This window comes from Kitasatospora sp. NPDC092039 (assembly GCF_044756065.1).
Taxonomy (GTDB): Bacteria; Actinomycetota; Actinomycetes; order Streptomycetales; family Streptomycetaceae; genus Kitasatospora.
In genome coordinates, this window is sequence record NZ_JBIVSD010000037.1 from 17752 (window position 1) to 41602 (window position 23851).

Sequence of the window (23851 nt, forward strand, 5' to 3'; positions counted from 1 at the left end):
CCCGGGGGGGGGGGTGGGCCCCTGGCGGGGGCTACGTCGTGTACCGGGGGGGGGGGGGGGGGCCCCCCGGGGGGCCGGGGGGGCCGGGGGGGGGGGGGGGCGGGGGGCGCCGGGGGGGGGCGGCGGCCGCCGTCCGGACCCGGCCGGCGGAGGCCACCCGACACATGAAGGGGTGAAAGACGTCCACGCGGAAGGACACGCGTGTTCGTAAATCGGAAGTGTGAACCGGGCCATGACATCGCACAAGATGTGCGACCGAAACTCGTGGAACGGCCCGGCGGGGGTTTGTACCCCTACCGGGAACGGGCATGGGGAGAGCACCCACGACCGCCCCCGGCACCGGCCCGACCAGGGCCGTGGCAGGCGGCGCGCGGGTGCCCGGGCCGCCCCTGCCGGGCCTGCCCGGCTGCCAGGCCGGTCAGGCGAGGTCGCGCAGGCGGCGGATCGGGCTCGCCGCCAGGATCACCGGGCCGGCCAGGCTGCACACCGCCAGCAGGAGCAGCGCCGTACGCGGCCCCCACGCGGTGGAGGCGGCGCCGGCCAGGAGCGCGCCGACCGGAATGGCGCCCCAGGAGACGAACCGGACGGTGGCCATCACCCTGGGGAGCAGCACCGGCGGGGTGTGGGCCTGCCGGTGGGTGCGGGCGACGACGGTGGTCACCACGACGCCCGCCGAGAAACCCGCGTTGCCGACGGCGTAGACCAGCGCCGCCCAGCCGGAGCCGGCCGCCGGGAGCAGGAAGGTGAAGAGCGCGGAGGTCAGCGCCGCCCACCGCAGGGCGCCGCCGCTGCCGACCCGGGAGACGATCCGGGGGGTGAGGGCCGCACCGATCAGACTGCCGAGGCCGCCGACGGCCATCAGGGCGCCGACGGTGGCGGCCGTCGCGTCGAGGGTGTCGACCAGGAACACCGGGGTGAGCGTCATCAGCCCGCCGCCGACCAGGTTGACCGCGGTGGCGTCGGCGGTGCACGGCCCGATCACCGGGTGCCGGGTGACGAAGTGCCAGCCCTCGCGGATCTGCTCGCGCATCCCCGCGCCGACCGGCCGACCGGCGGGGCGCTCCGCGCGCGGCAGGCTGCGCAGCAGGGCCGCCGAGGCCAGGTAGCTGACCGCGTCCAGCACCATCGCGGCCGCGCCGCCGACGAGTTGGACCAGCACCCCGCCGAGCGAGGGCCCGGCCAGCTCGGTCGCGGCACTGGTGCCGGAGAGCAGGCTGTTGCGGGCGGTGAGCTCCTCCTTGGGGACGATCGAGGGCAGGAAGGTGGAGTTGCCGACGTCGAAGACCACGCTCGCCAGCCCGTTCAGCAGGGCGACCGCCACCAGCTGCGGCAGGCCGAGTACCCCCAGGGCGGCCGCCACCGGCACCGAGGCGACGGCGAGCCCGCGCACCAGGTCCGCCGCCACCTGGGTGCCGCGCAGCGGGAGCCGGTGGACCAGGACACCGGCCGGCAGTCCGACCAGCAGCCAGGCCAGGTAGCCGGCGCCGGTGACCAGGCCGACCTGCCAGGCCGTCGCGTGCAACGTGAGCACGGCGATCAGCGGCAGGGCGACGCCGGTCACCTGGTCCCCCAACCGGCTCACCAGCGATCCGGCCCAGAATCGCCAGAACACCCCCGCCGGAGCGCTGGGTTGTGGCTCGAACTCCGCTCCGCGGACCTCCACCGCCGCCGTTCGCGTCGTCGTGTCCACCCTCGGTCCCACCCCTTCCGTCGCAACCCGTCCACCCAGCCCCGACCCCCGTCCCCCGACCCGCCGATCCCCCCCGCCGATCTCCCGGCCGCGCTCAGGCGGCACGGCGGAACGGCGGCTTCCCGCTGCGCGATCCCCCTGGCCGGCTGCCGGTCGCGGGAGCCGCAACTCGCCTCCGCCACCGGCGAGTCGGCCGACCCGTGGCGCGCGGGTCCACGGCAGCGGCCCCCAACCCCCGTACGGTCGGCCGCGTTCGCCGGGCACGCCCGCATTCCCTTCCCGCCGCCCTGCGACGCCGACGTCCAACTGACCGCAGCACTGCGCCTGCCCGGCTTACGGGCCGCGGGCGCCGACCGGTTCAGGCACCCGCCCTCGCGCTGGGGGCCGCCCGCACCACCGGTGGCGTCCGCTACCCCGTGATCGACCCGGCGGGGTCCATGGCGGACGTCCTCGCCCCGGTCGACGGGCTCGCGACACACTGATGACGGGCCTGCTCCGGCCACGTCCCGACGCACCGGGCGTCCGCACAGCCGCCCGGGTCTGACGTGCCCCTGCCCAGCTCACCCGACGCTCACACCCCGGGAGCCGAAACCCGCCGCGGCCGCCCCACGACAAGCCGGGCGACCGCCCACCCCCGATCGCCCCGCTCGGCTCTGCTCGGGTCGGCTCTGCTCTGCTCGGCCCGGCTCGAAGCCGCCCACGCCGGAGGGCTACCGGACGACCCGCTTCCAGATTGTGACGTGACCCTGTCTAGTTCGTTCCCGTCCTGGTGTGGTGGGATGAGCCCCACGGGGATGAACCGCTGACGGGGGTGTGTGCTGGTGCGGAGTGGATGGCTGCGGGAGCTGGACGGGGACGCGGCGTGCCTGACGGCCGTGGGGCTCGTCCGGCTGGGGGCGCAGGACCGGTTGAGCACGGAGGACGGGGCGCCCGGCTGGGTGGGCGGGCTGCGGGCCGCCGCCTTCGCCGACGCCTGGCTGGCGTTCGGCGACGGGCCCGCGTCCGGGCTGCGGGTGCCCGCACCGGCGGTGCTGCGGGCCGTGGTGGCCCGAGCGGCGGAGCTCGTGCTGCGCTCCTGCCGGGAGGACGGGCCGGCGGCGCTGGAATGGCTGGGGCAGCGCTCGGCGGAGGCCCGCGAGCAGGCGCAGCGGGAGGGCGCCTCGCACCCGGCCGAACCCTGTGCGCTGACGCTGGTGTGGCACGGGGTCCAGGCGCTGACCGCCGAGGACGGGCCGGGCCACGCCCGCCGCATCGAGGAGCGCGGCGAGGCCTACGTACGGGACCGGCACCGCCGCCAGGACACCCTGGCGCTGGTGCTGTGCTGCACCCGGATCGCCGCGTCCGCACTGGTGGACCTGTGCGAGGACGATCCGGAGCGGGTGGCCGGCTGGCTGGAGCAGGACGCGGCGCGTTCCATGCCGCGCGGCGGCCGGGTGCCGCTCTGGGTGCCGGGCCGGCCCGCCCAGCAGCCGGGCTGAGCGGACGGTCGGGCGGGCTGAGCGGGCGGGCTCCACGGACGGGCTGCGCGGGCTGCACGGAGGGGCGGGCTGCACGGGCCGGCCGCGTGACGGGGCTGCCGGGCGGCCCGGTCAGGCCGCGTCGAGCAGCCGGGCGACCTCCGTCATGGCCCGCCCCAGCGGCAGGTCGAGCCGGAGCCCGGCGAGCTCGTCCCCGCGCGTCGGCCCCTGGTTGACGATCGCGACCGGCAGCCGCGACCGGGCGGCGCGGCGCACGAAGCGCAGCCCGGAGAGGACCGCCAGGGAGGACCCGAGGACCACCAGCGAGCTTGCCGCGTCGACCAGTTCGTAGCAGTGGTCGACCCTGGGCGGCGGGACGTTCTCGCCGAAGAAGACCACGTCGGGCTTGAGCACGCCACCGCAGTCCGTGCAGGCGGCGACCCGGAAGCCGTCCACCAGCGGCCGCGGCAGCTGCGCGTCGCCGTCGGGGCGCAGCTGCGCCCCGGGCCGCCGGAAGCCCCGGTTGAGCTCCTCCAGCCGCCGGTCCAGTTCGGCCCGGGTGCTGGTGCGGCGGCAGCCGAGGCAGACCACCCGGCGCAGGCCGCCGTGCAGTTCGACGGCCTCCCGGGTGCCGGCCGCGTGGTGGAGGCCGTCGACGTTCTGGGTGATGACCGCCGCGACGTGCCCGGCCCGGCGCAGCCGTTCCACCGCGTGGTGCCCGGCGTTGGGCCGGGCGCCGGCGATCGCGGGCCAGCCGGTGTGGCTGCGGGCCCAGTAGCGGCGCCGGGCGTCCGCGCTGCCGGTGAACTCCTGGTACGTCATCGGGGTGCCGCTGCGGCGGCGGCCGGTGGCGCCGCGGTAGTCGGGGATGCCGGACTCGGTGGACAGGCCCGCCCCGCTGAGCACCACGGCACCGCGCCGGTCCAGCAGCCGTACCAGCGCTTCCAGCTCCTCCCCCGGCGGGGCGGCCCGCCCGCCCGGGTGTTCGAACGCGTCCATACCGTCGAGGTTAGACCGACGGCCCGGACTTCCCGTTCCGGTGGGGCGGCTCCTCGGCCGCGCCGGTGGCGAAGGCCGTGATCCGTTCCAGCGGCGGGTCCCAGCCCCGGGTGGTGTCCACCAGCAGGCAGGGGGCGTCCAGGGCGATCGGCACCCAGGACTCGATCGGCCGCTCGCCGCGCGCGATCCGGCGCAGCAGCTCGCCGTCCGCGTGGACGGCGCGTGCGGGCGCCTCGGCGGCCCTGCGGACGATCCGCTCGCGGGCGGCGTCGGGGTGGACGGCGCAGCGCACGACGCGCAGCTCGGCGAGGCCGACGAGCGGCGCCAGGCCGGGCCGCCACAGCCGGTCCTGGTAGGCCGCCTCCGCCACCAGGTCCGTTCCCGCGCGCAGGTGCCCCTCGATGGTGCGGAAGAACTCGGTGAGGGCCCGCCGGTCCAGGTCCTCGACCGGCGCCTGCCGGGCGGCGGCCATCCGCTCCTTGATCTCGTCCCGGCAGACCGCCGGTCGGCCGAGCGCGTCGGCCAGCGCGTGCGCCAGGGTGGTCTTGCCCGCGCCGGGCGGCCCGCTCACGACGAGCAGTTGCGGACGGCGGTCCGCGGTCGGGCGGCGGAGTTCCGTCGGGAGCGGGTGCGCGGCCGAGCGGCGGTCCGCGGTCCGGGGTGGGGTCATGCCCGGTGAGTCTGCGCGGGACGGCCGCCGCCCGCCACCGTCGAGACCCAGCCCGGCACCGTCAGCCCCAGCCCGGCACCGGCGGCAGCGGCCACGCCGGCGGTACCGGCAGCGGCCCGTCCGCCCGCAGACCCGCCGCCGGCCCGCGCCCCGACAGCCAGCCGAGCAGGGCGTGCCGCGGCCCTCAGGGCTCCGGGGTGGGGTCGGTGGGCGCCGGGAAGTCGTACGTCACCTTGCCGATGTCGGAGACCAGGTAGCCGCCGTCGGGCTGGCGCTGGAGCCGCAGGCGCGCGATGAGCCCCTTGGGCCGCCGGGACCAGCCGCCGTCCGCGACGTAGGCGCAGTCGACGGGGACCTCCAGTTCGACCACGTCGCCGGTGAGGTCGCGCGGGTCGAAGCGGCCCGCCACGGGGCGCGCGGCGGCCCCGGTGACCACCGACCAGCCCCGGCGCGTCACCAGTTCGGCGGGCCAGACCGAGCCGTCCATCGCGCAGGCGTTCAGCCCGCCGCCGGAGGAGGCCAGTTGGGGCGTCAGATTCCTGCGGACCCGGCTCAGGACGGCCGCCGGCCCGGTGTCGCCCCGGGAGGTGTCGAAGCTGCCCGAGGTGACGGCCCAGGCGATCGCGACGGACTCCGCGTCGTGCGCGTCGACCGTCAGCGGCGGCGTCGGCGCGGTCGGCCGGTCCTTCGGCGGGGGCGGCGGCTGCGTCGGGTCGGCGTCCGGGGCGGAGGCGAAGGTGTAGCCGGCCGGGGCGGCGGCGACCGCGGTGCCCGGGATCTCCTTCTCGTCCTGGTCGTAGCAGGGGTTGCACCGGACGCGCTCACCCGAGCCCCGGCCGTAGCCGGTCTCCCAGCCCCTGCCGTGGGTCGACAGCTCGGCACCCGGGGCGGTTCGCACCCCGGAGATGCGGAACGGGCGGTCGCCGTCCTTCAGCGTCCAGGTGTGGCGCTTGCCGTCGAGCGTGCCCTCGACCGTGAGCACGTAGTCGTAGCTGTGCCGGGCCGCGAGCACGGTGAGGCTGACGACCTCGGGCTTCTGGTTCTCCAGGTAGAGGTACTTGTCGGTGAAGTACGGCGCGAACGAGACCGGTCCGGCGGCGCCGACCAGCGCGACCGGGTTCGGGGAGTCCAGGTCGACGCCCATGTCGATCTTCCTGCCCTCCCCCGTCCGGTGCAGTTCACGACCGTGCCGGGCAGCGGCTCGCGGGGCTCGCCCACGATCGTCGCCCGCACCTGCTCGATCGCCACGGTGTGGCCGTTGCCGACCATCGAGACCGAGAGCGGCGACGCGCCCACGTCCGTGCCGCCCTGCGCGTGCGACCACGTCCGGGCGGCGCCGCAGCCGGTGACGGCGGGGAGCTCGGCCGGTTTCACCACCTTGGGGACGACCGCCGTCGCGTCGGCGTCACCGTGCCCGGGATCGTAGCGGGCGCCGAGTTCCGGCGCCCTGCCGCCGTCCGTCGCGGTCAGCGCCCAGTACGTCGTGCCGGCACCCAGCAGCGCCAGCGCGCAGAACACGGCGACCAGCAGGCGCAGTCGCGGTCTGCGGCCGCCCATCAGCGAGAGGACGCCGCCCATGAACACGTTGCCGTGGATGGTGCTCTGGTTGATCCGGTTGTGCGTCTCGTGCCTGCCCGCCTCGCGCCCGTGCGCCTCGTGCTCGTGCGTCTCGTCCTGGTCGCCCAATCCACCCACCCCGTCCGACGGCTCCGCGCCCACCACAGTGCTGCTCCCGGCGGGCGAAGGGAAGACCGCGACCGGGACCGGCCGGTCCGCTTCTCCTTGCTGACGAAAAGTCAGCAAGTTCGCCCATCATCTTGACGGCGCACGGTCACCGCTGGACCCTGTGGAGCCCGGATACGCCGCGCGCTCCCCGGTCCCCACCGCCCGGGAGCCGCGAGAGGACGTCTTCTCGCCCCTCACCGAGGAAGAGGTTTCCCATGCGCTCCAGCCGCCACCTCGCCGTCACCGCCGCCGCCCTCTGCGCGGCCAGCGCGCTCGCGCTGGCCGCCGTACCCGCCGCCGCGTCGCCGGAGGCGCTCGCCGCCGGTCCGGTGCTCAGCACCGGTAGTGCGGGCGGCACAGCCGTCGCCGTGGGCGACGCGCTCACCGCGCCGCTCGCCACCGGGACCAAGGCCACCTTCTACTCGACCGCGACCAGCACCACCGGTGTCACCTGCGCCACCTCGAAGCTCTCGGCCTCGGTGCTGAGCAACCCGGCGGCGCCGGGCAGCGCCACCGCGTCGCTGACCGGGCTGACCTTCGGCTCGTGCACCGCCAACGTCACCGGGGTCACCTCGGTGCGCAGCCTGACGGTCGGCAACCTGCCGTACGGCCTCACCGTCTCCGACGCCCCCGGCCTGCCGGTCACCCTCACCGGCGGGTCCGCCGGGACGATCCAGGCCACCGCCGTGCTGGACACCTGGTTCGGCACCATCACCTGTTCGTACCAGCTGAGCGGCGCGTTCACCGGCAGCGCCGACAACGCCGCGCACAGCCTGGCCTTCCGCACCGAGCACTTCGCCAAGAGCGCCGGCTCGACGCTGTGCCCGGCCGACGGCTACTTCTCCGCGACGTACGGTCCGGTCGCCGACACCAGCCAGGCGGGCAGCCCGGCGGTCTTCGTCGACTGACCGCCACCGGGGTGGGCGCGGCGCCGCCGTGCCCACCCCGGATCCCGCCGGCCCACCCACGTCACCGCGCCCACTCCTCCCCCTCGTTCAGCCAGACCCGCAGCATCCGCCGCGAGTACCGACCGGGCTCGTCGACGAACGGCGAACGCCCGTGCAGCACCCGGCTGTTGCGGACGATCAGCAGGTCCCCCGCGGCCATCGGCAGCCCGAAGGCGGTCTCCGGCCGGTAGAGCACCTCGTCCAGCACCCCGAGCGCCTCCCACTGGCGGTCCGTCAGCTCGGGCCCGCCGCGGTCGGGGGACGAGCGGACGGTGCGGGTCTGGTAGTAGCAGCCGATCGTCCCGTCCTTGCGGTCGTACAGGATCGGGGTGACCACCAGCTGCGGGCCCGCCCGGCCGCTGCGGTCGAAGGTCCAGTCCTCGCGGAGCGTCGCCAGCGCGTCCGGGCGCTCCCGCTGGATCAGGTCGTGGACGTGCCGGGCGCTCGCCAGTCTGGTCAGCCCGCCGCCGTCGAAGGCGGGCCGCAGGCAGAGCAGCACCAGCAGGTCGCAGGTGTCGCAGTGGAGGCCGAGTTCGGAGGCGCCGTCGCCGCCCCGGTCGCGCAGCACCGAGACGAGGTCGCCGCGCCCGTTCTGCGGGACGATCCGGCCGAAGTCCCCCAGCAGGAAGGAGAGCACCTCCGCGGCCTCCCGCTCCGGGCGGGCCGGGTCCACCAGTCCGCGCACCTGGGTGAGGCCGACCGAGTCGGTGGCGTTGCGGGCGAACTCCCCGAGCCGGGAGCGCACTTCCCCGCCCTCATCCCACCGGCCGGCCCGCGCGTCGGCCCGGAGCAGCCGCCGTTCCCGCTCCCCCAACGGGACCGACCACAGCTCCCGCCGGGCGTCCAACTCCAGGCTGCTCCAGCCGATTTCGGTCACCGCGTCCACGCCCTCGCCGCCCCGGCCGGCCGCCGCCCGCGGCGGCCGGCGCCCACAACCAGGGGGCCGCAGGAGGCCGACCGGCGGCGCCGCGCCGCGGAGGTCACGCCGGCTCGTCCCCGGCCACACCCGCCCGATCCGCCCACCCCGCCCGGGCGGCCCCGCCGGCCACCCGCGGATCGCCCACCAGGTAGCCGTCCAGCTGCGCCCGGCCGGGCAGCCGTCCGGCCAGCTCCCAGGCCAGCATGCGGTGCAGGCCGTCGAGGTGGATCAGACCCGACCGGACCTCCAGCCCCCCGTAGTCGGGGTGGTCGACCGGGTCCGTACTGAGGAACAGCGGCGTGAACGGGGCCCACCGCAGCAGCCGCAGCTTCGCCGCGCAGACCGGGTTGGCGGCGCTCCAGGCGGCCCCGCCGGCCCGGATCCGTTCGGCCGCCTCGGCCACCGTCGCCCCGGAGCGCGGCACCAGTTCGAGCTCCCCGCCCTCGCTGAGGTGCCAGGGCAGCACGGTGCCCAGGACGTCCGCCCGGGACAGCCGGATCCGCCACCAGCCGCCGGGGATCCGGTCGGCGCGTTCGAGGTTCTCCGCCGCGTACCAGTTGCTGTTCGCCTCGTGGGACCGCTCCACCGGGTGGTCGCGCAGGTAGGCGTCGCGGACCTCGGGATAGGCGACGGCGGTGACGATCTCCACGGCAGTGCTCCTCAGACGACGGTTCCGGTGGGGCACGGGCGCCTCGGCCGCCACGGCTGAACCGCGGTCACCACGAAGAGGCACACGTCGATCACGCGAGGTAGTCCGCCCCAGGAGTATGAACCCGTCCTCGCGTCCACGACAAGGCCGGTGCCGACGCGTGGACGCCTTCCCGCCACCGTGCCGTCCGGCTCCGGCCGCCGCGCGACAGCGGCCCCACGGGGAACGCCGGGCCGTTCGCGCCCCGGTGATTCGCCGCCGCAACAGCGGATGCGGCACAGTGAGGTCATGAACGCGGGAGCCAGGAGTCAGCAGACGGCCGGACCGGTCAGGCGCCGCCCGGTCCAGCAGCGCAGCCTGGAGCGGTACGGCCGCATCCTGGACGCCTGCGCCGGGCTGCTGGACGAGGTCGGGGCGACCGCGCTCACCACCAAGGAGGTCGCCCAGCGCGCCCAGGTGCCGATCGGCACCCTCTACCAGTTCTTCGCCGGCAAGGAGGACCTGCTGGCCGCGCTCGCCACCCGCAACCTGGACCAGTACCTCCAACGCCTGGACGCCCGGCTGGCCGCCGCCGCACCGGTCGGCGCCGCCGTCTTCACCGACCTCGCGGTGGAGGAGTTCGTCGCGATGAAGCGCGCGGTGCCGGGCTTCGGCCAGCTGGACTTCGGCCTGGCCGGACCGGCCGTCCCCTCCGGCGTCCGGGACGACCGGCACCTGCTGGACGCCGGGGTGGACAACAACACCGCCGTCGCGCTGCGGCTCCAGGCGCTCGGCGGCGAACTGTTCCGGCCCGGCGACCCGATGGCCACCCTGACCCTGCGGGTCGCGCTGGAGGCCGCCGACGCGGTGCTCAAACTGGCCTTCCGGGAGGCCCCGGAGGGCGATCCGGCCCTGATCGCTGAGTGCAAGCGGTTGGTCCGCGGCTACCTCGCGCAACAGCCCTCCGTCCGCTGACCCCCGGCACCGCGGTCCCGGACGTCCCTCCGGCCCGAGGCGTTGCGAGCCCGCCGCACCCGCAGCACAGTGGATAGCGAACGGCCGCGGAGGCGGTCGCCGCGCACGACCGGAGGAGCAGACCATGCACGCAGCGGTAGGTGACCAGCTCCATATCCACAGCAGGTCGGTGGGCATGGTGGACCGGAAGGGCGAGATCGTCGAAGTGCGCGGCACGGACGGCGAACCGCCGTACGTGGTCCGCTTCGAGGACGGCCACGAGGGCCTGATCTACCCCGGCCCCGACTGCAACATCGAACAGCGGCAGGCGGGGCGCTGACCCACACCCCCGCCGCCCCGCGCGTCCCCCGCGCGAGGTGGTGAGGAGCGGTGTCCGCCCCCGCGACCCCGCTGCCCGGGGCACTCGCCGGGCTCGCGCCACTGCTGGACCACTACGGGTACCTCGCGGTGGCGCTGCTCGTCCTGCTGGACAACTGCGGCATCCCGGTGCCCGGGCAGACCGTCCTGGTACTGGCCTCGGTGTACGCCGGCACCGGGCACCTCGACTTCGCCTCGGTGCTGCTGATCGCGGCCGGCGCCGCCGCGCTCGGCAACACCCTCGGCTACCTGGTCGGCCGCACCGGCGGGCGCGCCTTCGTCCACCGCTGGGGGCGCTACGTGCTGCTCACCCCGGCCCGGATGGAGCGCGCGGACGGCTTCTTCGCCCGGCACGGCGGCAAGGTGGTCACGGTCGCCCGTTTCGTGGACGGGCTGCGCCAGTACAACGGGATCATCGCCGGCACCACGGAGATGCCCTGGCGCCGCTTCCAGCCGTACAACCTGCTCGGCGCGGCGCTGTGGACGGCGGTCTGGGGCACCTTCGGCTACCTCGCCGGCGCGAACATCGGCACCGTCTACCACACGGCGCTGCGCTACCAGGTCTGGTTCGCGGTCGGGCTGGGCGTTCTGGTCGCCGCCTTCCTGCTCCGCCAGGTGCTGCGCTACCGGCGCCGGCGCCGCGCGGACGGCGACGCCGGGCCCGGAACCGGCGCCGACGCCGACACCGGTGCCGGACCCGACACCGGTGCCGGCCCCGACACCGGTGCCGGCCCCGACGCCGGTCCGGGGTAGCCGCGGCTCAGCTCAACGGGAACACCTCGAACGGCACCGCGAATCGCGTCCCCAGCCGGCTGCCCGCACCCCGGCCGAAGCCCTCCAGGAACTCCCGCGGCTCCGCCATCGCCCCGCCCAGCCCGGCCAGGTACGCCTTGTGCTCCTCCAACGAGGCGACGCCCAGGTCGAAGTGCTCGGTGGTGTCCACCGCGTGCTTCGCGTCCGGGGAGGCCGCCGCCCAGATCTGCCGCACGCCGTTCCACGGCTCGTGGCCCTCGGCCAGCAGCTCGCGGAACACCCAGCGGTTCCCGGCGTCCCGGACCCCGTCCAGGGTGGCCCGGCCGACCGCGATGTGGTCGGCCTGGTTGAGGAACACCCCGCCGTAGGTCTCCCGGAAGTTGCTGGTGATCACGATGTCCGGCCGGTGCCTGCGCACCACCCGGGCGATGTCCCGGCGAAGCGGCAGCCCGTACTCCACCACGCCGTCCGGGTGGCCGAGGAACTCGACGGTGTCGACGCCGACCACCCGCGCCGAGGCGAGCTGCTCGGCCTCGCGCAGCGGCCCGCACTCGGCCGGGTCCAGCGAGTCGATGCCGGCCTCGCCGCTGGTGACCATCACGTAGACGACCTTCTTGCCCTGGGAGGTCCAGCGGGCGACGGCCGCGGCCCCGCCGTACTCCATGTCGTCGGGGTGGGCGACGATCGCCACCGCGGTCTGCCAGTCCTCGTCGACGGGCTCGAAGGGCTCGGGGGCCTGCTCGGTCATCCTGCTCGTTTCCTTTCACGGCGACTCACTGCGGCTCACGGTCGTACGGACGCGCTGTACTCGCACGTTCGTACCACCCGTGACTCTAGAAGACCGGCTTCCCACACGCCCCGTCAGACACCGTCGCGCGCGCAGGGCTTGCCCCTGACGCAGGGGTCAGGGGTTAGCGTCCGGGCACCGCGCGGCCGCACCGGCCGCCGCCCCCCCTTCTCGCCGAGGAGCGCAGCCATGGCCCTGCCCACCACCACCCGCGTCGTCCGGCTGACCGCCACACCGTCCGGGCTGCCCGCCCCCGGGGACTTCACCGTGGCCGAGGAGCCGCTGCCGGCGCCCGGCCCCGGGGAGGTGCTCGTCCGCAACCGGGCGTTCCTGGTCTTCGCCGCGCTGCGCACCCTGATCGGCGGTGGGGCCGCCGACCTGCCGCTGCCGCACATCCGGCCGGGGGACGCGATGTTCGGGCCGGCCCTCGGCGAGGTGCTGGCCGCCCCCGCGGACGGACCACTGCGCCCCGGCGACCTGGTCACCCACCTCGCCGGCTGGCGGGACCACGCGGTCGCCGAGGCCGCGCGGTTCACCGCTGTCCCGGCGGACTTCCCCGATCCGGTCGCACTGGTCTCCTCCGCGTCCTCCGCCTACGGCGCGCTGACCCGCACCGCCGGGATGCGCCCGGGCGACGTGGTGCTGGTGACGGGCGCGTCGGCCTCGGTCGGCACGGTGGCCGGGCAGGTCGCCCGGCTGCTCGGCGCCTCCCGGGTGATCGGGACCACCCGCTCGTCCGCCAAGGCGAAGCGGCTGATCGCCGAACTCGGCTACGACGCCGTGCTGGTGCCCGACGGGCGGCCGTTCGCCGAGCAGCTCGCCGAGGCCGCGCCCGGCGGGCTCGACGTCGTGCTGGACCTGGTCGGCGGCGAGCAGCTGACCGCCGCCGTGGACGCGGCCCGGCACGGCGCCCGGTTCGCCCTGGTCGGCGCGCTGGCCGGCCAGCTCGATCCGGAGCGCCCGGGCGGCGACGCCCCGGCCGTGATCGACGCCTTCCGGGTCATCACCCGCGGCCTGACCCTGGGCGGCTTCTCCGGATTCGACCACCCGGACCTGGAGGCCGAGTGGCGCGAGCGCTTCGCCGGCTGGCTGCGCGCCGGGGAGATCGCCCTTCCCCGGACATCGGTTCCGGGCATCGACCGGGCCCCCGCGGCGTTGACGGAACTGTTCACCGGGGACACCTTCGGAACCACCGTCGTGGAACTGGAACTCTGACGACCGAGGAGCGGGCATGAGGATCGGGGACGCGGCAGCGGCGGCGGGCACCACGCCCAGGGCACTGCGCTTCTACGAGCAGCGCGGGCTCCTGCACCCGCCCGCCCGCTCCGCCTCCGGTCAGCGCGAGTACGGCCCGGCCGAGGTCGCCCGGGTCCGGGTGATCCGCCGACTCCTGGCCGTGGGTCTGACGGTGGACGACCTGGCCAGCCGCGCCCACCGCCTCGACCTGCTCGGCGATGACCCGCCGCACCGCTGCTCCGAATCCCCCGGGCCGGACACCTTCGCGCCCGTGGTCCACGCCCGGCTGGCCGCGCTGGACGCCGAGATCGCCCGGCTCACCGAGCTGCGTGCCAAACTCCTCCACCACGCCGCCACCGGTGGCACGGAGATCCCGGCCGGGGGCTGAGGGGCCCGCGTTCCCCGTCGAACGCGCCCGGGACCTCCGCGACGGGGGTGCGCGAGGTCCCGGGCGGGCGTACGGGGAGTGGTCAGGCCGGGTCGGCGGCGAGCGGTGCCTCGGCGGGGGCACCGGGGGCCTCCTGGCCGGGCCAGCGGATCCGGGTGGCGCAGAGCGAGACGACGGCCGCCGAGGCGGCGACGGCGGCCATGCCCCAGAGCAGACTGGTGGCGCCGGCGATGAAGCCGATCACGGCGGGGCCGGCCAGCAGGCCCGTCGTGCCCATCGCGGCGACCAGGGAGAGGGCGTCGGCGCCCTGGCGGGCGGCGGCGACGTAGACGCACGGGGTCACCGCGGCCACGCCGAGGCCGACGCAGGCGAAGCCGAGCAGGGTCGGGACCACGCCGCCGACCGCCAGGGCGAGGGCGAGTCCGAGGCCGGCCAGCAGGCTGCCGGTGCGCACGATCAGGCTGTCGCCGAAGCGGGTGCGCCAGCCGTCCGCGAAGATCCGGGCGCAGACCATCATCACCGAGACCACCGCGATGCCCAGCGGGGCGAGCCCGGCTCCGGCGTGCACGTGGTCCTTGAGGTAGAGCGCCGACCAGTCGTTCATCGCGCCCTCGGTGACGGTGCCGAACACCATCGCCAGGCCCATCCAGAGGGTCACGGCGGTCGGCAGCACGAAGCCGCGGCGGCGCTTGCGCTCCGCCGGTTCGGCGGCTTCGGCCGGGCCGTCCGCCAGCAGCCCGGGCCGGGCGGCCACGACCAGCACCGCGAGCAGCGCGGCGGCCAGCCCGAAGTGCACCGCCAGGGTGTCGGTGAGGGAGGTGACGCCCGAGGCCAGCAGCGCGGCCAGCAGCGAGCCGGCGCTGAAGGTGGCGTGCAGCCGGGACATCGTGGTCCGCTCGAAGCGGGCCTCCAGGGCGGCGCCCTGGGCGTTCATCGCGACGTTCAGGCAGCCGACCGCGACGCCGTCGAGGAACAGCACCAGCAGGGTCACCGGATAGTTCGGCACCACCGACAGCGCGAGCAGGATCACCCCGAGGGCGAGTGCGGACAGCACCGAGAGCGAGCGGGAGCCGAGCCGCCGTGTCAGCACCGCGACCAGGGGGAAGGACACCGCCGCGCCGACTCCGCAGGTCATCAGCAGCAGACCGATCTGGGCCTCGCCCAGGTCGAGCCTGGCCTTCAGCGCGGGCACCCGGGAGACCCAGGTCGCGTACTGGAATCCGAGGACGAAGAACAGGGCGCCGATGGCCACTTGGGACCGGCGGAAGTCGTCGCGAACGGGGGACATCGGTATCAGCCCACTTCGGCTCTGGGGTGCGGCCCGGGGACCGGGACGGTGGAGTGCGGCAGCGGCCGGACCGGGACGGGGTCCAGCGGCATGGCCATGTAGACCGCCCGGGTGCCGTAGCTCTCGGGCAGGTCGATCTCGGGCCGGGCGCGGTAGCCCAGCGGGGTCCACAGCACGTGCGAACCGCGGACGGCGACCAGCGAGGCGGTCCGGTAGCCGGCCGCCCGGGCGGTCTCCTCCAGGTGCCGCAGCATCCGCAGGGACAGGCCCCGGCCGCGCAGGTCCTCGGAGATCACCAGGTCGTGCGCGTGCATGTTGGTCGGCCGGCCGTCCGCGCCGCCCCCGGCCCCGCCCACGTGCCCGTCCGCGTCCTCGCTGCGGCTGAGGTCCGGGCAGTGGAACAGCGGGTACGGCAGGGCGAGCAGGTAGCCGCCGAGGCCGCCCGGGTGCTCCAGCACGAAGCAGGTGTCCGGCGAGGCGCGGTGCCGGGACCGGAGCGCCTCGCGGCCCTCGGACAGGCCGCTGGCGGCGTAGGCGCGCTCCTCCAGCGCGACCACGGCGTCCCAGTCCTCCTCGCGGAGCAGCCGGATGCGGTACTCGCTCATGCGCTTCCTCCGTTGCGGCGCCCGCCGATGCAGCTGTACGGCAGCGGCGCGAAGCCGTTGAACCCGCGGGTGGCGTAGGCGGTGGCGTACGCGCCGCAGGAGTGGATCCAGACCGGGTCGCCGGAGCCGACCGCGCGCGGGACGCGCACCGGGCCGCCCTCCTGCGCGTACGCGTCGTCGCTGTCGCAGGTCGGGCCGGCCACCACGGCGTTGACGAACTGGCCGCCGGGGTGGGTGGGGAACTCCAGCCGGTACTGGAGCTGGTCCATCTCGTACAGGCCGTTGAACTTGCCGCAGCTGAGGTAGAGCCAGTCCTCCCGGGCGCCGTCGAGGCGGTGGCGGGAGGTGAGCCGGGCGACGTGGGCGCGGATCGCGCCGTGGTCGGCGACCAGGTGGCGCCCGGGCTCCAGCAGGAACTCCAGCGGCGCGCCGTTGACGGCGTTCAGCCGTTCCATGCCCTCGCGGATCACCGCGAACATCTTGTCCAGCGGCGGGTCGAGCGGGCGCCCGCCGCGGTCGAGGACGCCGAGCGCGGGCAGCCCGCCGCCGAGGTTGATCCGGGTCGGGGTGATGCCGCGCCAGTTGAGCGCCTCCAGCACGGCGGCCAGCGACTCCACGGCGGCGCTCCAGGCCTCGGCGGTCATCTGCTGCGAGCCGACGTGCACGGACAGGCCGGACGGCACCAGCCCGGCCGTACGGGCTTCGCCGAGCACCCGCAGCGCGTCCTCGGGTGAGCAGCCGAACTTGTGGCTGAGGCCCCACAGCGCGCCCTCGCCGGTGGTCGCGATCCGGCAGAACACCCGTGCCCCGGGGGCGTGCCGGGCGATCGCCGCGACGTCCTCCAGGCTGTCGGTGGCGAAGTCCCGCACGCCCAGCCGGTGGGCCTCGGCGATGTTGCGGTCGGACTTGATCGTGTTGCCGTAGTGGATCAGCTCGGGCGGCACGCCGGTGCGCAGCGCCTGGGCGATCTCCTGCGGGCCGGCCGCGTCGAAGCCGGAGCCGAGCGCGGCGAGGTGGTCCAGCACCTCGTCCACCGGGCAGGCCTTCATCGCGAACCGGACGGCCACGCCGGGCAGTTCGGCGAGGAGTGCGGCGTACTGGCGGCCGATGCCGTCGAGGTCGTAGAAGATCCGGTCGTCGGTGGCGGCGGCGAGCGCGGCGCGCAGCGCGCCGCCGTCGTGCCCGTCGGGGCGGGGGGCGTCGGTGTGCACCACGGCGACGGCCGGGGCGCGGTGGGTGGGCGGGTGGCTGTCGGCGTGGCCGGTGGCATGGCTGGTGGTCTGGCGTGTCACGTGGTGGTCCCCGTCCGACTAGCGCGGCAGCCGGTCGGCGGGGGTGGCCTTGCTCGCCCGCACCAGCGGGCCCCACGCGTCGATCAGTGCGGCGAAGTCCTCGATGTCCGTCTGCGCCTCGTCGAGCAGACGCGGCCCTAGCGGCGCCAGGTGGTCCGCGAACTCGGCGTACTTCCCGCCGAGCCGCCGGTAGCAGCGGTCGAGTTCGGCGAGCCTGCGGTGGTTCTCCGCGCGGTCCGTCGCGGCGCTGCGGCGGGCGGAGTCGGCGATCGGCTCGGGGCGGACGCGGTGCCGTTCGTCCAGCAGGGCGCCGCCGGCGGCCTCCATCTCGCGGTAGACCGGGTGGAGGTAGAGCATGGAGAGCAGGAACTTGGCGTAGCGCAGCTGGTAGGCGGTGAAGCCGGGGCCGGTGCGCCGTTCCGGGGTGTAGTAGTTGACGATGTGGCGGTTGTGGGTGACGCCCGGCAGGGTCGCGTCCCGCACCAGGTGGTGCAGGAAGTAGTCGCTGCCGATGGTGTCGGTGGCGGGCGGCAGCGGCACCCGTTCGTACACCTCGTGGTGGAGGCCGATGTTGCACATGTCGATGCGCCAGATGTCGGGCAGGTCGAGCACGGCGCGGTCGACGGTGAACGGTTCGGTGCCGCCGCCGGTGAAGGAGTCTGCGACGAGTTCGCGCTTCTCCTCCTCGCTCGCACCGGTGGGCGCCCAGAGCGCGACCACGTCGTGGTAGACCTCGGGGTCGAGCTCACGGATCTCGCCGAGGTCGATGGAGAGTTCGCCGACGAAGGAGGCGCCGACCAGCGCGACCGGCTTGTCCGCGTGTGCCGCGTCGAGGCTGTTCCGGGTGACGGCGGCGGCCGCGTCGGCGGCCTTGAGGCCCAGCGTGGCCAGCTCGTGCTCGATCGGGAACACCGGTTCGCCGTCGAGCAGTTGGTAGCGGCTGTCGGAGTCGCGGCGGTGCACCGACGTACAGCCGAGGGCGGCGGCCAGCAGGAACGCCCGGTTGGTGCAGGCGCCGTAGGAGACGGCGTCGGGCAGCATCAGGTCGAGCAGCCGGTCCGGGGCGGCCGCGCCGGAGCGGTCGACCACCCCGCGCAGGAAGGCGTGCTGGGCGTCCTCGTCCAGGTGGTGGACGACCACGCCCTCGACGGCCGGCAGGGCGGCGAGCGCTCCGGCGTGCCGGGCGCGGGCGGCCGGGTCGGCGGAGTCCAGCACCAGCAGGTGCACCCGGACGTCGAACCCCCGTACGGCGTGGGCGGCTTCGGCGCCGACTGCGGTGATGGTGTCCGCGCACTCACGGTTGGTGGGCAGGGTCAGGCAGACGTCGCGCATTCCCGCTCCCCCTCGGCGTCCCGCCGGCCTTCCCCGCGCCCCTCGGACGGCTCGTGCCCCTCGGACGGCTCATGCTCGGACGGCTCGTGCCCCGCGGACGGCTCGTGCTCATCGAAGGGCTTGCCGCTCCAGGACCGCAGGCCGAGCAGCTTCTCCCCCAGCTCGGTGAGTTCGGCGGTCCCGTAGCGCTGCGCCTCGGGCCGGTCGGCGTCGCCGACCAGGGTGCGGTTCCAGTCCGGGGTGGCGAGCGTGCGCCAGGACTCCACCCGGGAGCGGCGCAGCTTCTCGGCCTCCTCCAGCGCGGGCATCATCGACAGGTACTGCACCGCCCGCACGCCGTTCTCGGAGGTGTTGCGCTCGACGCCGTGGGCCAGCAGGCCGTTCCAGATCAGCAGGTCGCCGGCCTCCAACTCGGGCCGCACCACGGGGAACTCCGCGCGGTCGACGTCCGGCCGGATCGGGTCGCGGTCGGCCGGCTGGGCGGCCTGCCACTCGTTGAAGCGGCGGAACAGCTCCGGGTCGCACTGGAAGCCGCCGTGGTCGGGGGCGGTGTCGTTGAGCGCGATGATGCCCTGGACGCGCTGCGGCAGCATGCCCTGGGTGGTGTCGACGTCCCAGTGCAGCTCGATGTCGAAGCCGCGGTCGGTGGGTTCGATCAGCGCGCGGTCGCGGTTGCGGACGTTCGGCGGGTTGAGGTTGAGCCGGTCGAGGGTGACCCAGAGCTCCTCGCAGTCCCACACGTCCACGAAGGCGTCGTAGACGCGCTGCGACTGGCGGCTGTCCCAGAGGAGTTGGTGGTGGTAGGCCTCCACGAAGCCGTAGATGTGCAGGTGCCGGTCGAGTTCGTCGCGGTACTCGCGCTCGCGGTACCACTCCTCGGGGCGGTCCGGCGACAGGCCCTGGAACTCCCAGGCGAAGTCCAGCAGTCGGCGCGCCGCCTCGGCCGGGATCGCCTGCTTCACCACCACGTAGCCGTAGGTCTGCCAGAACGCGAAGTCCTCCTCGGAGAGCACCCGCAGCGGGTGCTTCTTGCGGACCTCGCGCAGCGCGGTCCGGGCGAGGTAGCTCTCGGTGTCGGCGCTGAAGTAGGGGCGCTCCGAGGCGGCCCGGTACAGGTATTCGCCGGCGGTTCCGTCGGGGTGTTCGGCAGGGCTCGGCACGGGCAGTCACTCCATGGTTCGTAGTCGGCGCGGCGCTTCCTCGGCGCTCGGTGCGGGCACGGCGGGTCGGCGGCCGCGCACCGGCCGCGCCAGGAATTCGAGCGCGGATCGAAGGGCCGTCCGCGCACGACCCTTCCCGCCTCCGGCCCCACGGGCACGGAGCAGCGCCACGTCGGGGGGCCAACTCGCCCGCCCGGCAAGGCCTCTCACTTCACATCAGCCCCTACCGGACCGCACCCCTCATACGTTGGACTAGACCAACTAATGGTGTCAACCCTTTCCCTCGGGTTACCGATCGGGAAATCAGCGCAGCTCACCGCGCCTGTCGGGGTTCGCTTTATGTTTCGGAGACGGACATAAGAGCGGGTATGTTTCCGGAATTGACATAACCGTGAAACGGTGAACCGCCCGGGTCGGCCGTACGTTGGCCCTATGGCACGCGCGCTGACGGCTCCCCCGTGGCTGACCGAGAGCCTGCGGCCCCGGGCCGCTCCGATCCCCTGGGCGGCGGTCGCCCGCGCCTCCGTCGCGCTCGCCGCCCCGCTCGCGGTGGGCACCGCCACCGGACGGCCCGGCTACGGCGCGCTGGTGTCGATGGGCGCCCTGTCCGGGGTCATCGGGGACACCGCCGACGCGTACCGGATGCGGGTGTTCAACATCGCCGTGCCCCAGCTGTTCGGCGCCCTCGGGCTGCTGCTCGGCACCCTGGTGTTCGGCACCGGTTGGACGGCCGTCGCGACGGTCACCGTCGTCGCGCTGGTCTCCGGCATGATCTCCTCGATCGGCGCGGTCGCCTCCGTCTCCGGACTGCTCCTGCTGCTCAACGCGGTGGTCGGGGCCGGCCTGCGGCTGCCCTCCCCCTGGTGGCTGCCGCCCGCCCTGCTGCTGCTCGGCGGCCTGGTGGTGCTCGCGCTGACCCTGCTCGCCTGGCCGCTGCGGCTGGGCGTGCCGGAGCGGTCGGTGGTGGCCGGCACCTACCGGGCGGTCGCCGACCTGCTGGAGGCCACCGGCACACCGGAGTACGACGGCCGCCGCCACGAGCTCACCCGGTCGCTCAACCAGTCCTACGACCTGTTGCTCGCCCGCCGGGCCCGCCGGCACGGCCGCTCGCCCACCCTGGCCCGGCTGCTCGCCCAGCTCAACGCGGTGATCCCGATGGTCGAGGCGGCCCCGGCGGCCCAGCTGCGCCCGTCCGGTCTCGGCCCGCTGCCCGCCGGCTACCCGGCCGCCGTCCGCGCGCTGGCCGACGCCGTCGAGCAGAACCGCACCGGCCCGGCCCCGCCGCTCGACCTGCCCGCCCCCGCCGGCCCGTCCACCCGCGCGCTGGTCGAGGCGATCGGACACGCCGCCACCGTCGCGTACGAGGCCTCGCCCGACCCTTACGCGTTCGACGACCGGATCGGCCGGCCCGCCCGCCTCGCGGTCCGGGCCCGGCGGGCCACCAGGGCGCTGCTGCTGTCCGGCGCGTCCTGGCGGTACGGGCTGCGGCTGGCGCTGTGCATCGGGCTGGCACAGGTGCTGGTCTCGGTGATCGCGGTGCCCCGCTCGTACTGGGTGACGCTGACCGTGACCTTCGTGCTGAAGCCCGACTTCGGCTCGGTGTTCTCCCGCGCGGTGCTGCGCGCGCTCGGCACCGCCGCCGGGCTGCTGATCGCCATGCCGGTGCTCGCCGAGGTGCCGCACGGCTGGTGGGACGTCCCGGTGATGGCGGTGCTGGCGACGCTGATCCCGGCGCTGTCCGCCAAGGGGTACGCCTTCCAGACCGCGGCGATCACCCCGGTCATCCTGCTGCTCTCCGACCTGCTCAACCACCGGGGCTTCCAGCTGGTGCTGCCCCGGCTGTACGACTCGCTGATCGGCTGCGGCATCGCGCTGCTGGCCGGCTACCTGCTGTGGCCGGAGTCCTGGCACACCCGGATCGGCGACCGCCTCGCCGACGCCGTCCAGGACACCGCCTCGTACGTGTCACTGGCCTTCACCACCGCGCCCGGACGGGATGAACCGGCCCGCGCCCGCTACCGGCGGCGGCTCTACCGGGACCTGTCCACCGTGCGCAGCGAGTTCCAGCGGGCGCTCACCGAGCCGCCACCGGTCGGGGCCCGGGCGGAGGCGTGGTGGCCGGTGGTGATCGCGGTCGAGCGGATCGTGGACGCCACCACCGCGACCCGGGTGCGGGTCGAGCACGGCGCGCCGGTGCCGACCGCCGCCGAGGTCGCCACCGTCTCCCGGGAGCTGGCCGAGCTGGCCGAGGCGCTGCGCACCGGCGACCCGCTGCCGGAGGCGGAGCCGGACGCGCTGGCGCCGGGCTGCGCGCTGGCCGGGCTGCACCGGGAGGTGCACGCGGCCCGGTCGGTGGCGGCGCCTGCGCCCTGAGCACCCCCGGGGCCGGGCCGGACGGCCGACGCCCCGAGCAGCCGCGCCCCCACGAGCGCCGACGTTCCGGGCACCGCGCCGCCGAGCCCCGACGCCCTGACCAGCAGTGCCGTCGGGCGCCGACGCCCGGCCAGCGGCGCCGTCGAGCCCCGACGCCCCGGTCGGCGGCGACGTCGAGCGCCGGTACGACCCCCGGTCGGCGGCGTCCGGTCTCAGTCCTGGATCCGTCGCCAGGGCCGCTCCGCCTCCAGTGCGAAGGCCAGCTCCAGCAGCAGCCGCTCCTGCCCGTGCGCCGCCGACAGGTGCACCCCGACCGGCAGCCCGCTGGGCGCCGAGCCGGCCGGCAGGGCGATGCCCGGCCCGCCGGTCACGTTGTTGACCGGGGTGAAGGCGACGTAGCGCAGCAGCCGCTCGATCAGCTCGTCGAAGTCCACGTTCGGGCTCAGGTGCCCGATCGGCGGGGCGGTGTGGGCGAGCACCGGGGAGAGGATCACGTCGTGGTGCCGGAAGATCCGCGCGTACACTCCCTCGGCCCGGCGCAGCCGCCGCAGCACGCCGGGGGTCTGCGGGAACTCCGCCTGGAAGCGGCGGCGCAGCCCGGTGGTCAGGCCGTCCAGCCTGCCGGCCCGGAAGCTCGGGTCGATCAGCAGCCGGCCGGTGGCCGCGATGGCCCAGGCGATGTAGCCCCAGTAGCTGACGAAGTCGCGGGAGAACTCCTCGCCGAAGGGCAGCTCGGTGGGCTCGACCAGGTGGCCCATCGCCTCCAGCCGGGCGGCGGTCTCCTCGACCACCTGCCGGGTCGGCTCGTCGGTCTTGGCGATCGGCGAGTCCACCACCAGGCCGATCCGCAGCCGCCGCGTGCCCGGCCCCTCGACCAGGCCGAGCGGGGGCAGCCCGGGGTTGACGCGGTGCCGCTCGGCGGCGGCGAAGAAGGCGGCGGTGTCGCGCACCGAGCGGGTCAGCACCCCGTCGGTGACCAGGTCGATCGGGAGCTTCCCGCCCTGGGCGTTGGTGACCAGCCGGCCCCGGGTGGGCTTGAGCCCGACCAGTCCGCAGCAGGCCGCCGGGATGCGGATCGAGCCGCCGCCGTCGTTGGCGTGCGCGATCGGCACCACGCCGGAGGCCACCAGGGCCGCCGCGCCGCCCGAGGAGGCGCCGGCCGAGTGCGAGGGCTTCCACGGGTTGCGCACCGGTCGGGCGGTGGCGAACTCGGTGGAGGCGTTGAGGCCGAACTCGGGCAGCCTGGTCTTGCCGAGGACGGCCAGGCCGGTGGCGAGGAACTGGTCGGTGAAGCGCGCGTTGCGGCGGGCCGGACGGGCGCGGTAGGCCTCGCTGCCCATCGCGGTCGGCAGGCCGCGCAGGTCCACGTTGTCCTTGAGGTAGGTCGGCACGCCCCACAGCGGACCGCCGATGCCCTCCCGGCTGATCTGCGGCTTGTCGTACGAAGCGTGGGCGACGGGCAGCAGCGTGCCGTCCACCCGGCCGGCCCGGTCGACGGCCGCGCCGACCAGTTCCCTCGGGTTGACCGCGCCGGACCGCACCAGCGCGGCGAGCGCCACCGCGTCGTAGGCGCCCAGGGCGTCGTCGGCGAACGCGTGGACCCGCTCGTCGGTCATCCGAACTCCCCACTCCCTGCCGGACGTCACGCCGCCCGACGATCGCACCGGCCGATCGTTCCTGCCCGGTTCTACTGACCGGTAATCTCACAGGGCTCCGAGTGTAGGCGCGACCGGCGGCGGCCGCCGGGCCGGGGACGCCCTCGACGGGTAAACGACTCATCAAATCTTCGAGGGCGCACGACCGTTCGGCCCGCGCCCCCGCGTTCACCCCGTCCGCCGGTCCGGGACCGTTTCGCCGTACACCGCCGGGAAAGATCACGTTCACGATTCGTCCCGGTCCTCCCACCCGAACCAAGGTGCCGCCCCGTGCCGACCCCCTTCTCCCCGACCACCCGGTTCACCGCGGCCACCGCCCCCGGCGGCCTCCCGCTGCTCGGCCACGCCGCCGCCCTCCTGCACCGCCCGCACGAGTTCGTGGCCGGCCTGCCCGCCCACGGCGACCTCGTCCGGCTGCGGCTCGGCCCGCTGCGCGCGTACGTGGTCTGCCACCCCGAGCTGGTCCGCCGGCTGCTCGCCGACGACCGCACCTTCGACCCGGGCGGGCCCCTCCCGGACGGGGTGGTTTCTATGGGTCGTGGCAACACGTGGTCGGTTGTCTAGGCCGCGATGAGTTTATGCAGGCGCTCGGCTGGGGTTTCCCAGCCGAGCGTT

22 protein-coding genes are annotated in these 23851 nt (G+C 75.3%); 9 read left to right on the plus strand and 13 right to left on the minus strand.

The window, feature by feature from the left end; all coding sequences use genetic code 11:
• Positions 1-418: 418 nt before the first annotated feature.
• A complete protein-coding gene (locus ACIQI7_RS38020) occupies positions 419-1702 on the minus strand; it encodes an MFS transporter (protein WP_401119193.1) in 1284 nt (427 codons plus the stop codon).
• An 809-nt stretch (positions 1703-2511) separates the two neighbouring features.
• Here ACIQI7_RS38020 and ACIQI7_RS38025 point away from each other — a divergent pair.
• Complete coding sequence (locus ACIQI7_RS38025; RefSeq protein ID WP_401119196.1) at positions 2512-3168, plus strand: hypothetical protein; 657 nt, start codon at positions 2512-2514, stop codon at positions 3166-3168.
• Between the two features lie 111 nt (positions 3169-3279).
• Here the strand turns inward: ACIQI7_RS38025 and ACIQI7_RS38030 are convergent, their stop codons facing one another.
• The 3 genes from ACIQI7_RS38030 to ACIQI7_RS38040 form a co-directional block, all read right to left on the minus strand.
• A complete protein-coding gene (locus ACIQI7_RS38030; RefSeq protein WP_401119199.1) occupies positions 3280-4146 on the minus strand; it encodes an NAD-dependent protein deacetylase in 867 nt (288 codons plus the stop codon).
• 10 nt (positions 4147-4156) lie between these two features.
• A complete protein-coding gene (locus ACIQI7_RS38035) occupies positions 4157-4816 on the minus strand; it encodes an AAA family ATPase (RefSeq protein ID WP_401119201.1) in 660 nt (219 codons plus the stop codon).
• Between the two features lie 184 nt (positions 4817-5000).
• A complete protein-coding gene (locus tag ACIQI7_RS38040; RefSeq protein ID WP_401119204.1) occupies positions 5001-5960 on the minus strand; it encodes a hypothetical protein in 960 nt (319 codons plus the stop codon).
• Positions 5961-6756: 796 nt separating this feature from the next.
• Here ACIQI7_RS38040 and ACIQI7_RS38045 point away from each other — a divergent pair.
• Positions 6757-7449 (plus strand): Tat pathway signal sequence domain protein, encoded by a 693-nt coding sequence (locus ACIQI7_RS38045; protein WP_401119207.1) that lies wholly within the window; start codon positions 6757-6759, stop codon positions 7447-7449.
• A 61-nt stretch (positions 7450-7510) separates the two neighbouring features.
• On the opposite strand, the gene ACIQI7_RS38050 is transcribed toward ACIQI7_RS38045, so the two are convergent.
• Positions 7511-8365 (minus strand): TauD/TfdA family dioxygenase, encoded by an 855-nt coding sequence (locus ACIQI7_RS38050; protein WP_401119209.1) that lies wholly within the window; start codon positions 8363-8365, stop codon positions 7511-7513.
• A 103-nt stretch (positions 8366-8468) separates the two neighbouring features.
• Positions 8469-9056: a DUF6309 family protein gene (locus ACIQI7_RS38055; protein ID WP_401119211.1), complete on the minus strand. Its 588-nt coding sequence runs from the start codon at positions 9054-9056 to the stop codon at positions 8469-8471.
• A gap of 288 nt (positions 9057-9344) precedes the next feature.
• Between ACIQI7_RS38055 and ACIQI7_RS38060 the strand changes: the two genes are divergently transcribed.
• The 3 genes from ACIQI7_RS38060 (at position 9345) to ACIQI7_RS38070 (ending at position 11120) form a co-directional block, all read left to right on the plus strand.
• Positions 9345-10010 (plus strand): TetR family transcriptional regulator, encoded by a 666-nt coding sequence (locus ACIQI7_RS38060; RefSeq protein ID WP_401119213.1) that lies wholly within the window; start codon positions 9345-9347, stop codon positions 10008-10010.
• 124 nt (positions 10011-10134) lie between these two features.
• On the plus strand, positions 10135-10329 hold the full coding sequence (locus tag ACIQI7_RS38065) for a DUF1918 domain-containing protein (protein WP_387759256.1): 195 nt from the start codon (positions 10135-10137) through the stop codon (positions 10327-10329).
• 50 nt (positions 10330-10379) lie between these two features.
• Complete coding sequence (locus ACIQI7_RS38070; RefSeq protein ID WP_401119216.1) at positions 10380-11120, plus strand: DedA family protein; 741 nt, start codon at positions 10380-10382, stop codon at positions 11118-11120.
• A gap of 7 nt (positions 11121-11127) precedes the next feature.
• Here the strand turns inward: ACIQI7_RS38070 and ACIQI7_RS38075 are convergent, their stop codons facing one another.
• Positions 11128-11868, minus strand: coding sequence for a PIG-L deacetylase family protein (locus ACIQI7_RS38075; RefSeq protein ID WP_401119219.1), 741 nt, complete (start codon positions 11866-11868; stop codon positions 11128-11130).
• Between the two features lie 228 nt (positions 11869-12096).
• Here ACIQI7_RS38075 and ACIQI7_RS38080 point away from each other — a divergent pair, with 228 nt between their 5' ends.
• Positions 12097-13122, plus strand: a complete 1026-nt coding sequence (locus ACIQI7_RS38080) for an MDR family NADP-dependent oxidoreductase (RefSeq protein WP_401119222.1) — start codon at positions 12097-12099, stop codon at positions 13120-13122.
• Positions 13123-13138: 16 nt separating this feature from the next.
• The gene (locus ACIQI7_RS38085; protein WP_401119224.1) at positions 13139-13531 is read left to right on the plus strand and encodes a MerR family transcriptional regulator; all 393 of its coding nucleotides are present in this window, start codon (positions 13139-13141) and stop codon (positions 13529-13531) included.
• Positions 13532-13613: 82 nt separating this feature from the next.
• Here the strand turns inward: ACIQI7_RS38085 and ACIQI7_RS38090 are convergent, their stop codons facing one another.
• The 5 genes from ACIQI7_RS38090 to ACIQI7_RS38110 form a co-directional block, all read right to left on the minus strand.
• The gene (locus ACIQI7_RS38090; protein WP_401119227.1) at positions 13614-14819 is read right to left on the minus strand and encodes an MFS transporter; all 1206 of its coding nucleotides are present in this window, start codon (positions 14817-14819) and stop codon (positions 13614-13616) included.
• Between the two features lie 5 nt (positions 14820-14824).
• The gene (locus ACIQI7_RS38095) at positions 14825-15424 is read right to left on the minus strand and encodes a GNAT family N-acetyltransferase (protein ID WP_401119229.1); all 600 of its coding nucleotides are present in this window, start codon (positions 15422-15424) and stop codon (positions 14825-14827) included.
• A complete protein-coding gene (locus ACIQI7_RS38100) occupies positions 15421-16635 on the minus strand; it encodes a type III PLP-dependent enzyme (RefSeq protein WP_387759300.1) in 1215 nt (404 codons plus the stop codon). Before ACIQI7_RS38100 ends, ACIQI7_RS38095 begins: the two co-directional genes overlap by 4 nt.
• A gap of 99 nt (positions 16636-16734) precedes the next feature.
• Positions 16735-18048 (minus strand): DUF6271 family protein, encoded by a 1314-nt coding sequence (locus tag ACIQI7_RS38105; RefSeq protein ID WP_401119231.1) that lies wholly within the window; start codon positions 18046-18048, stop codon positions 16735-16737.
• Positions 18030-19208 (minus strand): phytanoyl-CoA dioxygenase family protein, encoded by a 1179-nt coding sequence (locus ACIQI7_RS38110; protein ID WP_401119233.1) that lies wholly within the window; start codon positions 19206-19208, stop codon positions 18030-18032. The genes ACIQI7_RS38105 and ACIQI7_RS38110 overlap by 19 nt, the downstream gene beginning before the upstream one ends.
• 432 nt (positions 19209-19640) lie before the next feature.
• Here ACIQI7_RS38110 and ACIQI7_RS38115 point away from each other — a divergent pair, with 432 nt between their 5' ends.
• On the plus strand, positions 19641-21581 hold the full coding sequence (locus ACIQI7_RS38115; protein ID WP_401119236.1) for an FUSC family protein: 1941 nt from the start codon (positions 19641-19643) through the stop codon (positions 21579-21581).
• Positions 21582-21793: 212 nt separating this feature from the next.
• On the opposite strand, the gene ACIQI7_RS38120 is transcribed toward ACIQI7_RS38115, so the two are convergent.
• A complete protein-coding gene (locus ACIQI7_RS38120; RefSeq protein ID WP_401119238.1) occupies positions 21794-23197 on the minus strand; it encodes an amidase in 1404 nt (467 codons plus the stop codon).
• Between the two features lie 309 nt (positions 23198-23506).
• On the opposite strand from ACIQI7_RS38120, the gene ACIQI7_RS38125 reads away from it, so the two are divergent.
• Positions 23507-23800 carry a hypothetical protein gene (locus tag ACIQI7_RS38125; protein WP_401119241.1) on the plus strand — a complete coding sequence of 98 codons (294 nt, stop codon included), beginning with the start codon at positions 23507-23509 and terminating at the stop codon, positions 23798-23800.
• Positions 23801-23851: the final 51 nt, after the last annotated feature.

What these genes read in the sequence shown, in the direction of transcription:
- ACIQI7_RS38105 (WP_401119231.1), bottom strand. Translation starts at nt 18,048, where the DNA reads ATGCGCGACGTCTGCCTGACCCTGCCCACCAACCGTGAGTGCGCGGAC.
- ACIQI7_RS38075 (WP_401119219.1), bottom strand. Translation starts at nt 11,868, where the DNA reads ATGACCGAGCAGGCCCCCGAGCCCTTCGAGCCCGTCGACGAGGACTGG.
- ACIQI7_RS38095 (WP_401119229.1), bottom strand. Translation starts at nt 15,424, where the DNA reads ATGAGCGAGTACCGCATCCGGCTGCTCCGCGAGGAGGACTGGGACGCC.
- ACIQI7_RS38030 (WP_401119199.1), bottom strand. Translation starts at nt 4,146, where the DNA reads ATGGACGCGTTCGAACACCCGGGCGGGCGGGCCGCCCCGCCGGGGGAG.
- ACIQI7_RS38040 (WP_401119204.1), bottom strand. Translation starts at nt 5,960, where the DNA reads ATGGGCGTCGACCTGGACTCCCCGAACCCGGTCGCGCTGGTCGGCGCC.
- ACIQI7_RS38045 (WP_401119207.1), top strand. Translation starts at nt 6,757, where the DNA reads ATGCGCTCCAGCCGCCACCTCGCCGTCACCGCCGCCGCCCTCTGCGCG.
- ACIQI7_RS38085 (WP_401119224.1), top strand. Translation starts at nt 13,139, where the DNA reads ATGAGGATCGGGGACGCGGCAGCGGCGGCGGGCACCACGCCCAGGGCA.
- ACIQI7_RS38115 (WP_401119236.1), top strand. Translation starts at nt 19,641, where the DNA reads ATGGCACGCGCGCTGACGGCTCCCCCGTGGCTGACCGAGAGCCTGCGG.
- ACIQI7_RS38090 (WP_401119227.1), bottom strand. Translation starts at nt 14,819, where the DNA reads ATGTCCCCCGTTCGCGACGACTTCCGCCGGTCCCAAGTGGCCATCGGC.
- ACIQI7_RS38080 (WP_401119222.1), top strand. Translation starts at nt 12,097, where the DNA reads ATGGCCCTGCCCACCACCACCCGCGTCGTCCGGCTGACCGCCACACCG.
- ACIQI7_RS38065 (WP_387759256.1), top strand. Translation starts at nt 10,135, where the DNA reads ATGCACGCAGCGGTAGGTGACCAGCTCCATATCCACAGCAGGTCGGTG.
- ACIQI7_RS38035 (WP_401119201.1), bottom strand. Translation starts at nt 4,816, where the DNA reads ATGACCCCACCCCGGACCGCGGACCGCCGCTCGGCCGCGCACCCGCTC.
- ACIQI7_RS38120 (WP_401119238.1), bottom strand. Translation starts at nt 23,197, where the DNA reads ATGACCGACGAGCGGGTCCACGCGTTCGCCGACGACGCCCTGGGCGCC.
- ACIQI7_RS38060 (WP_401119213.1), top strand. Translation starts at nt 9,345, where the DNA reads ATGAACGCGGGAGCCAGGAGTCAGCAGACGGCCGGACCGGTCAGGCGC.